The 9247-nt window shown below is 33.0% G+C and carries 10 protein-coding genes; 3 read left to right on the top strand and 7 right to left on the bottom strand.

All coding sequences use genetic code 11. The features are described 5' to 3' along the window. Positions 1-196 precede the first annotated feature (196 nt). A complete protein-coding gene (locus WBN21_RS15555; protein ID WP_424201885.1) occupies positions 197-670 on the top strand; it encodes a regulatory protein RecX in 474 nt (157 codons plus the stop codon). Positions 671-735: 65 nt separating this feature from the next. Here the strand turns inward: WBN21_RS15555 and WBN21_RS15560 are convergent, their stop codons facing one another. The 3 genes from WBN21_RS15560 to WBN21_RS15570 all read right to left on the bottom strand — a co-directional run bounded on the left by WBN21_RS15560 (position 736) and on the right by WBN21_RS15570 (position 4076). Continuing rightward, positions 736-1251: a DUF6646 family protein gene (locus WBN21_RS15560; RefSeq protein ID WP_424201887.1), complete on the bottom strand. Its 516-nt coding sequence runs from the start codon at positions 1249-1251 to the stop codon at positions 736-738. A gap of 75 nt (positions 1252-1326) precedes the next feature. After that, positions 1327-2187 carry a cupin-like domain-containing protein gene (locus tag WBN21_RS15565; RefSeq protein ID WP_424201889.1) on the bottom strand — a complete coding sequence of 287 codons (861 nt, stop codon included), beginning with the start codon at positions 2185-2187 and terminating at the stop codon, positions 1327-1329. A 71-nt stretch (positions 2188-2258) separates the two neighbouring features. After that, on the bottom strand, positions 2259-4076 hold the full coding sequence (locus WBN21_RS15570) for a TonB-dependent receptor plug domain-containing protein (protein WP_424201891.1): 1818 nt from the start codon (positions 4074-4076) through the stop codon (positions 2259-2261). A 71-nt stretch (positions 4077-4147) separates the two neighbouring features. Here WBN21_RS15570 and WBN21_RS15575 point away from each other — a divergent pair, with 71 nt between their 5' ends. Next, the gene (locus WBN21_RS15575; protein ID WP_424201893.1) at positions 4148-5647 is read left to right on the top strand and encodes a PLP-dependent aminotransferase family protein; all 1500 of its coding nucleotides are present in this window, start codon (positions 4148-4150) and stop codon (positions 5645-5647) included. 40 nt (positions 5648-5687) lie between these two features. On the opposite strand, the gene WBN21_RS15580 is transcribed toward WBN21_RS15575, so the two are convergent. Together WBN21_RS15580 and WBN21_RS15585 are read right to left on the bottom strand one after the other, a co-directional pair. Continuing rightward, complete coding sequence (locus WBN21_RS15580) at positions 5688-6104, bottom strand: putative signal transducing protein (protein ID WP_424201895.1); 417 nt, start codon at positions 6102-6104, stop codon at positions 5688-5690. Positions 6105-6431: 327 nt separating this feature from the next. Next, entirely contained in the window at positions 6432-7286 is an 855-nt protein-coding gene (locus WBN21_RS15585; protein WP_424201897.1) for a hypothetical protein, read from the bottom strand. Between the two features lie 282 nt (positions 7287-7568). Here WBN21_RS15585 and WBN21_RS15590 point away from each other — a divergent pair, with 282 nt between their 5' ends. Further along, on the top strand, positions 7569-8006 hold the full coding sequence (locus WBN21_RS15590; RefSeq protein ID WP_424201899.1) for a DUF3157 family protein: 438 nt from the start codon (positions 7569-7571) through the stop codon (positions 8004-8006). Here the strand turns inward: WBN21_RS15590 and WBN21_RS15595 are convergent. Both WBN21_RS15595 and WBN21_RS15600 read right to left on the bottom strand, forming a co-directional pair. After that, positions 8003-8488 carry a hypothetical protein gene (locus tag WBN21_RS15595; protein ID WP_424201901.1) on the bottom strand — a complete coding sequence of 162 codons (486 nt, stop codon included), beginning with the start codon at positions 8486-8488 and terminating at the stop codon, positions 8003-8005. The genes WBN21_RS15590 and WBN21_RS15595 overlap by 4 nt on opposite strands. 87 nt (positions 8489-8575) lie before the next feature. Continuing rightward, the coding region (locus WBN21_RS15600) for a DNA polymerase Y family protein (RefSeq protein WP_424201903.1) at positions 8576-9247 on the bottom strand (672 nt) is incomplete at its 5' end.

A 9247-nucleotide genomic window follows, 5' to 3' on the forward strand; every position in this document is an offset into this window, starting at 1 on the left:
GTTATGGCTATATCTCCTGCAGATAATGTTGTTTGCCCATAACCAAAATTAATTGCACAAAATAGGGCAATAAAAAAAGAAAGGGATTTTAATGGAGTAATTTTTTTCATAACCGTTAAGTTTTAAAAATCTAAAGATTTGGTTTTTATAAATTTTTATTCAAATTGTTTATTTAACATTGTTATTTTTGAAGCGTATGCAAACAAAAAAAACATATACGGTACAAGAAGCCACTAGAAAACTAGAGCATTATTGTGCGTATCAAGAACGTTGCCATAAAGAAGTAAGACAAAAGCTAGAGTCGTTACACATGATACCCGAAGCTATCGATGTGATAATAGTCCACCTTTTGGAACACAACTTTCTTAATGAAGAACGTTTTGCCAAAACATATGTGAGAGGTAAGTTCAGAATTAAGGCTTGGGGCCGAAGTCGATTAACTTTTGAATTAAAGAAAAAAGACATTAGCAAAGTTAATATAAATCAGGCACTTGCGGAAATAGAAAACACGGAGTATATCGAGGTTTTCAATAGTTTAGCCGAAAAAAGGGCGAATTCCATTACAGGAACCGATAAGTATAAAAAAAGAAAGAAATTAATCGATTATCTGTTGTATAGAGGCTGGGAAACGCACTTAGTATACGAAAAAGCCAATGAAATTTTCAGGTAATACCGTAAAAAAGCGGATAAAGTTTTAAACTTTACCCGCTTTTTTTAATATTTTTAAATTTAGGACTATAAGTTAAAAGAGGCTCCTAAATTGATAGTAAATTGATTGTGTAATGTTTCGGCAGCTGTTAAACTTCCCGTTTTATATTTTGCAAAAGGCACATTCAATTCTGTGTAAACACCAAAACCGTCTGTAAAAAAGTAACGGGCACCTAAGTGGCCACCAAAGTTTTTAAGCCCAAGACTTAAACCAGGGTAAAGGTCAAAATTTTCATCAATTTTGATGACGTTCCCTAGGTTAGCATTAAAACGTGCTCTTACATCAAAACGATTGTCAAACGTAGCGTCTAACTCCTCAATTTGATTGTTTTTTAAGCCATCAGCTACTCCTAAAAGGTAGGTAGTAGAAATGCCTATCGAAATGTTTTCTCCAATACCGTAATCGTAACTTACATTAATACCAGAACCGTTTTCTTGAAAATTTGCACCTACTTGAAATTTGTTATCATCCTTTCCTTTAAATGCCTGAGCATTGATGGCTGTTACACTTAGGAATGCTAATAATAAAATTAAATTCTTCATGATTTGAGTTTTATATTTAAAGGTCCAAAGATATTACAAGTTTTTTAATATCAAAGGTTTATTTAATATGAGTGCTTATAAATGCTTGTGGGTTTTTATAATGGCTTGTTCATTTTTCCAATCAATCCATTTTTGTCCTTTTATACGCCTCATAATATTATCGAAATTTCGAATAATAAAAACATTATAAATGGCTTTACTAAAATTTTTAGGGTTTCTTGAAATTGCCCTTAAACTCATTGAAAAACCGGGTGTTATATAACGCATGTAGTGCCAATAACCTTCTGGCATGTACAAGACTTCTCCGTGTTTAAGTTCTGTTTCATAGCCATTAGCTTTTTTTAGCATGGGCCATTTTTCAAAATCAGGGTTGTTAAAATCAATATCTTCTCTGGTAATTAAAGCATGCGGGATTTTATATAAAAAATCATTCTGCTTTTGATCAAACAAAATAACTTGTTTCTGGCCTTCAAAATGGAAATGAAAAATATTTGCAAAATCAATGTCGTAATGCATAAACGTATGTGAATTACGTCCTCCAAAAAAAAGCATCGGCATATTTTTCATAAGGCGTAAACCAAAATCAGGAAACGAAAAATCTTTCTGTAAAGAAGGAATTTCTTTTAAAGCATTCCACAAAAAAATGCGATATTTAGTAGGCTCGCGCTTCAATAAATCCACATAATCACCCAATTTCATTTTGGCATGTGGTTCATTAAAACCGTCCTTGTAATCTACAGGGCGGTCATCATATAAAGGCACGGTTAGATCGCCACCTAGGGTTTTCATATACTCTAAATTCCATTTTGTGTAGGCAGGCCAATCTTCAATAAAAGACTCAATAACCACCGGCTTTTGTGGCTTAAAATAGTGTTTTAAAAAATCCGCTTTGGTAATATTTTTTACTCGTGGTATGTCCTGTAAATTTAATGCCAAGGTTACTTAATTTGTTATTTCAAATTTAAGAAAACCATGCCAATTCTAAGGGGTAATAAATATATTTAAGTTTAGTTAAAATTATAACGTAACCCAAAAAGTAAATTGCTTGGCGGCATAGGAACAAAGCCAGCTTCAATATAATCGGCATTAAATATATTGTTAGCAGTTACAGTAAATTCTAATTTTTTAAGATTTATTGCTAATGAAGCATCCCAAACATTATAGCTGTCACCTGTTGTACGTTCGGCATGTTTATAAATAATATTCTGACTTACATTTTTAAGCAATTGGGTACTTAATCGAGTTGTAAATTGGTGTTTAAGGGTATTTAGTGAGTAACGCGATAAATCCTTGTTTTGGTCTAAAATATTGTCATCTAAAAAATTATAACCCAAGGCAAGCGTTTGTTTATAGCCGTTTAAATTAAAATGATAGGAAGCATCAACTTCGACTCCTTGCGTGTTCACTTTAGCAATATTTGTTGCTCTATAAATGCCATCGGTCGTGTTTGGTCGAATAAAATCAATAAGGTTTTTAGCATCTCTGTTGTAAATAGCGAATGAACCTGAAAATTGAGGTGAAAAATATTTTACACCAATTTCTTGAGCAAAGGCTTCTTCAACTTCTAAATTAGGATTTCCTATGGTACTTGAGTCGTTATAATACAAGTCGGTATAGGTTGGGATTCTGTAGGTATAGCCGATGTTTCCGTAGGCTTTCAGATTATCAGTAAGTTTCAAACCAATATCAATTCCAGGGAAGGCATAAAAATCGAAATCTGAAAAATAGGTAACCGCAATGCCCGGGGTAATATCTAGGTTGGCTAGTTTAAAGGCATGTTCTAAAAACAAGGTTGTCATAAAACGGTTGCGGTTTCCTAAGTTATTGCTATTAATGTAAACTTTCGAGAGATCGATTCCAAAACCAGTAACCCCGGCTTTAGATTTGTAACTTCCATTTAACTCGGCTCCAATTTTGTTTGTAATGTGTAAATTTCTATAAACTGTTGGGTCGTTTCGTAAGTATACATACTCGTCTTGGTTACGTTTCCAGTATACACGTGGTTTAAGGGTTAGCTTTTCGGTGTTAAACTGTGTAGTAAAACCAATTAGGCTATTTTGCGTTTCTTCGTATTGCTCGGTTGCGCTTTCCCTTGCATAAAAACCATTGGCTCCAAACTTTCGCTCTTGAAACGTAGCAATCATTTCGATGGCTTTTTTGTTTTTGTTAAAGACACTTTTCACGAAATAATTACTGTTATCGTAATCGGTGTTATGGCGGTAACCTGCTGAAGTCATTTTATCAACATGCACAATATGAGATGAGTTATTAAGGTCTGCACCAACCGTAACGCCAGCATTTAACTGCCCAAATGAACCTGTTTCGGTTTTAACTGAAACAGAATTACTTAAATCTTTTTTAGTAACAATATTAATGGCTCCAGTAAAAGCATTTTGCCCAAAAACACGAGCGGCAGGACCTTTAATAATTTCAATACGCTCAATAACTTCAATTGGTAATGCGGCATTCATGGTGTGATGACCTGTTTGCGCGTCATCCATTTTTATACCATCAATAAGAAGTAACGTTTGATCGAAACCACCACCACGAATGTATAAATCGGCTTGGCTACCAGCAGTTCCGCGGCGTCTTATATCTACGCCAGCAAATTGTTGTAATAAATCTGCAACATTTGTAGAAGCACTATTTTTTATATCTTCTGAAGTTATGATGTCAATAGTTCTTGAGTTTTCCTTAAATGGTAATTCTATTCTGGTTGAATTGATAATTACCTCTTGTAAAGAATCTGTTTTTACGGTAACGTCTTGAGAATGTCCTATTAAAACACAAAATGTAAAGGCAATTAAAGCAAATGGAGTCTTCATAAAATGATTTGTTTATAACGCTGCAAAAGTCGTAACTTTCCGGACGAGTAGAATAGTCCAGTTTAAAAACAATGAATAGTCCGGTTGATAATCTTTTAAAGCAGTTATTACAATTTGATAAATCTGGTTCACAGCCTGTTTATATTCAAATAGCGCAGCAAATTGTAAATGCTATTCAGCGCGGTTACATTTCAACAGGTTCAGCATTGCCCGGAACACGTGTTTTAAGTCAAATATTAAAGATTCACAGAAATACTGTGGTGGCAGTTTACGATGAGTTAGCTTCTCAAGGTTGGGTGGAAATTGTACCAAATAAAGGCACTTTTGTTTTGAAGCCTGAGCAAACCACAGCTAAAATTAAGGCAAATGCACAACACATAAATAGTGCTTACGATTATTCTAGTAAAACAGGTTTCCCTTTTCAGCCATCGTTTAATTTGGCTACTTCCGTTCAAGAAATAAACGCTAAGTTTCGTATTAATGAAGGTAGCCCAGATTTAAGGCTGCATCCAGTTCATCAGTTTTCTAGGTGGTATAGTGCGGTAATGAAACGAAAACCGTTGGTAAATAAATGGAATAATTCAACAAATTCCATTTTTGAAACGCAACTTTGTAATTATTTAAACGCCACAAGGGGATTTCATATAAAACCAAATAACCTGATTAGTACGCGAAGTACAGAAATGAGTTTATATATAGTTTCGCAACTTTTAATAAAACAGAACGATGTTGTTTTGGTAGGGCATTTAAGTAACTATGCGTCAAACATGATTTTTCAGCAAGCTGGAGCTACCCTTAAAACCATTCCTGTTGATGCTGATGGAATTGATGTTGATTATATAAAAACCCATTTTGCTAAAGGCAGTATCCGCTCTGTTTATGTTTGTGCAAACAGGCATTACCCAACCACCGTTACTTTAAGTGCAAAACGACGATTAAAATTATTAGAATTAGCCAAAGCCTATCAATTTGCCATTATTGAAGATGATTATGATTACGATTTCCAGTATGAAGGTTCCGCTATGTTGCCTATGGCGAGTGCTGATGCAAATGGCATGGTTATTTATTTAGGAAAACTTGGCCAATCGTTATTTCCAAGTTTTCAAGTCGGTTTTGTGGTTGCGCCAGAAAACTTAATTTCGGAAGCTAAAAACTACTTACAATTATTAGATAAACAAGGCGATATTATACAAGAGCAAATACTTTCTGAGTTAATTCATGAAGGTGAAATATCTCGCCTCTTGAAAAAGAACATTGTAGTTTATAAACAACGACGCGATTGTTTGTGTAGGCTTTTAAAAAAACATTTTGATGGCATCGTAACTTGGCATATACCTTCCGGCGGATTAGCCATTTGGTTACAGTTTGAAACTAAAATATCATTAGTTAAACTGGCAGAAGAAGCAGATAAAAACGATTTGTATCTACCAAAAACATTGCTTTATCAAGACCGAGAAACCTGTGCTATTCGTTTTGGGTTTGGGCATTTAGATGAAGAAGAAATTGAGCATGTAGCTAAAAAATTGAAAAGTGCTTACGATGTGGTGTCTTCAGATTATATTGAAGAATAAATTTGAATCTTAGATTAGATTGCTAGTAAAACTTAGTTTATTACTTTTCCATATCAAACTCTGTTTTGCAATCTTCACACCTGTATTTATGTCTTGTGTAAAACGGAAGTGCTGAAAATAATACTCCAAAAAGAAACCAGAATAATGATTTAGCATCTTTTATTGTTGAAAATAACTCGACGTGATGTCCTTTACAATTTGGACAGCCAATAGTGTTTCCTTCATCGTCAATAGAATATTTATTTATAGATTCTAAAATATGTTGGGCCTCTAAAGCGTCAGTTGATAAGACCTTTAGTTTAACTCCGCCAATAGCGTTGCTTACCAAAGGATCGGTATCTATCGTTAAGTTGTCAGTCAAAAATACTTGAATCCCTTCAGCTTCTAAACGTCCTTTTATAATTTGGGCTTCAGAAGAATATTGGAATCTGGCTATAGTTTTAAAGGTGTCGCTCATAGTTCTTATTAATCATTTGTTGAAAAATGGAATAAACTATTTAGAATTCCAAGTTGTAAGAAGGCATTATTCGCTTTGCGATCTTGTAATTTTTTTGGAAAGTCTTTCATTATTAACAAATATAAATAACGCTTTTGGTATTGAAGTTGTAATATTATTAGAATGAAACAAAAGAACTATAATATCTTAAATATAGCTTTTTACTAATCAAGCCGATTTTATAATAGGTTGATTAATAATTTTTTAGATTCCTTACGAAAATAGAAAAACAAAAAAGACCTTCATTTATGAAAGTCTTTTTTAAAAATATATTTTATTATGTAGTATTTATTTTGTTTTTACTGCATTAAAAGCTTGAACTCCTGGGATTCCAGAACCTGAAATACCAATCAATACTGTAATTGTTTCACAACTAAAATAGCCGCTTCCCGAATTTATAGGATAACTTTCATCATACCTGAAGGAATAAAATTTTGTATACAGTTCATTTACACTATGAATATTTAAACTTATCTCATGTACTTTAATTTCACCGTCCAACTTAGTTTCGGTTAATGATCCATTTATATAATACTCATCATTCTGGGTTGAAACATCAAAATCTAATTCGAATAAATTCGATCCATGATATCTAGAACCAAAATAATGTCCTACAATATGACTAAAACAATCAACTTCATTTTGTATCGTACGGTTGTTGTCATCAAGATCTGTCGTAGGCATTTCTTCTAATGTATATCCTTCTCCAGGAGAATCACATCCTTGTATTGAAGAAACAGCATATTTATCCCCATCGGCATCCAAATACCAAACGGATTCAGGGTTTAAATTAGCGTCAGAATCATCACAATCCCATAATCCATCTTCTCTAAAATTTATTCCACAGTCATTTTCGGCTGGATAGCCATCACCATCAGCATCAAAAACTAAAATGTCATGCTTATGGTTTTTATGTCCATTTAAACCATTTTCGGATATTGAAATTCGTTCAAAAGAATTTGTCCCTTTATTAAAATGACAAATCTCTATTTTAGATTTTCCTTTTTTGCTCTTACTAGAAGCTTTTGCTGATAAAGTTTGTTCAGTTTCAAAGCTAACATCATCTATTTCTTCAACAGAACAGGAAACAAAAAACAATGCGCAGAATACGCCAACAGTTAATAAATAAGAATAATTTCTCATAATATAATATAGGTTAATGTGTGATAAATGAGGGGTTTGACAACAAAGGTATCAGAAATGCTAAGTGCATTCTAATTTTTTAGATAAATGGATATTTTTGCTCTGCCAATGAACGGAGGATGTAATTTAATCCGATAATCTACATGGATACCTCGATAATTTTGAAAAGATTAGCATCATACTAGTGTTATATATTAAGCGCTTTTTCTGTTATGAATAATTAGAATATGTTGAGGATTAGTTTCGTATTTTTGACACACATTTCAACCTTACAATATTGCTATGAAAACATTTTTTCTTCTTTTAGTATGCCTAATACCTTCTATGAGTTTCGCTCAAAATAATTACATTGTAAAAACAGAAGATGGCAGACGTGTATTGTTAAAAGCCGATTTTACCTGGGAATATATTGATGCTGAAAGCAGTTCCATTACTAGCATTGAAAAACTAAATGATGATGCTGGTTGTAATTTGGATGTCAACTTTGTTGAACCGAAACTAAACCAAAAAATACAGGCACAATTAAAAAGAGGGCGAGCAACTATTGATGATGTAAAAAAGAAAGTCGCTAAAGATTACAATTGTACTATAGAAGATGTTTTGTTATTATCTGTTTCAGAACAAAAAGCAAAAGCGGTTTATCATTTTTGTGCCAATGGTGAAAAAGTAACTTATAAACGTATTGGTAATACTATTGTAAAAAAGGAGAAGCTTTTTTAATTATTATAGACAACTTTATTAGTTTCTCGATAAACTTGTTTATTAACCCATTTATGGTATCCTGCTTTTCTTGCGTCAAGTAAATCAATATTTAATTTTTCAGAAATTAAAAAACCATTTTCAATTGCTTTTTCCTGATTATCTAAAGTCATTAAATTTAAAATTTCATTTTTTTGGTACCACATATTTATTTGAAAATAGTCTCCTGTCTTAAAAACCGAAATATATTTAAGATCAATTAAATCTTGCCATACTTCCTTGTAATTAAAAAGGCCAACTCTAAATTGATGCTGTATTTTATTATTTTCAAAGTTTAGGTGTACGCTGTGAGATGCAATTGACATAAACGAAGAAAAAAACAATATTAGTAATAGAATAATTAAATAAATTATGATTGTCCACTTCTCAGGATGATTTAAAAGGTTTTTGTATTGATATAGATATACGATGTAACTAAACAGGCTAGCGTATAAAAATGCCACTATAATTTTATTAATAAGTGGTTTATTGGGTTCTCTAATTATTAGTTCGCTTTTAAACATAAATCAAATATAAAAAACACGTGCGATTTACCGTCGTCTATTAGCTAAAAGTGGAGGAGGTTCACCTGTAAAAGGATTCCATCTACTAATACTTTTCGCTTCCATTCCAGCGGCATTTATAACAGCTCTGTCACCATAGCGCTCACGCATTTTATCTATAGCTTCGCTTAAATGAAGCTGTTTTTCGTTGTCTTCAAATAAATTAATTTGATGTCCGCCTTCAACTAAATGACTAAATTTCACACCAATAAGTCGCACCAATAAACGCCGGTTGTAAAGTTTTCTATATAAATCTAAAACCACAGGAATAATGTTGTGATCCATAGCGCTATACGGAATGCGTTGCTGCTGGGTGTAGGTTTGAAAATCGGAATATCGAATTTTAAAGGTAATACACGCTGTAAGTTTATTGCCTCGTCGTAATTGATACGCTAAATTTTCTGCCATGGCAATAATAATGCCTTTAAGTTTTGCAACATCGGTGGTGTCTTTATTAAACGTGCGCTCGGTTGAAATAGATTTACGTTCATGGTATTGAACAACAGGGCTATTATCAATACCATTTGCTTTTTTCCAAATGCTTAAACCGTTTTTTCCTAGTACACGGTGCATCAATTCCATGGGCATTTCCTGTACGGTTTGTATTTTTTTTACACCCAAATCGCACAAGGCTTTGTAGGTAACGTTCCCAACCATAGG

The organism is Algibacter sp., assembly GCF_049667265.1.
In the GTDB taxonomy this organism is placed as follows: domain Bacteria; phylum Bacteroidota; class Bacteroidia; order Flavobacteriales; family Flavobacteriaceae; genus Algibacter_B.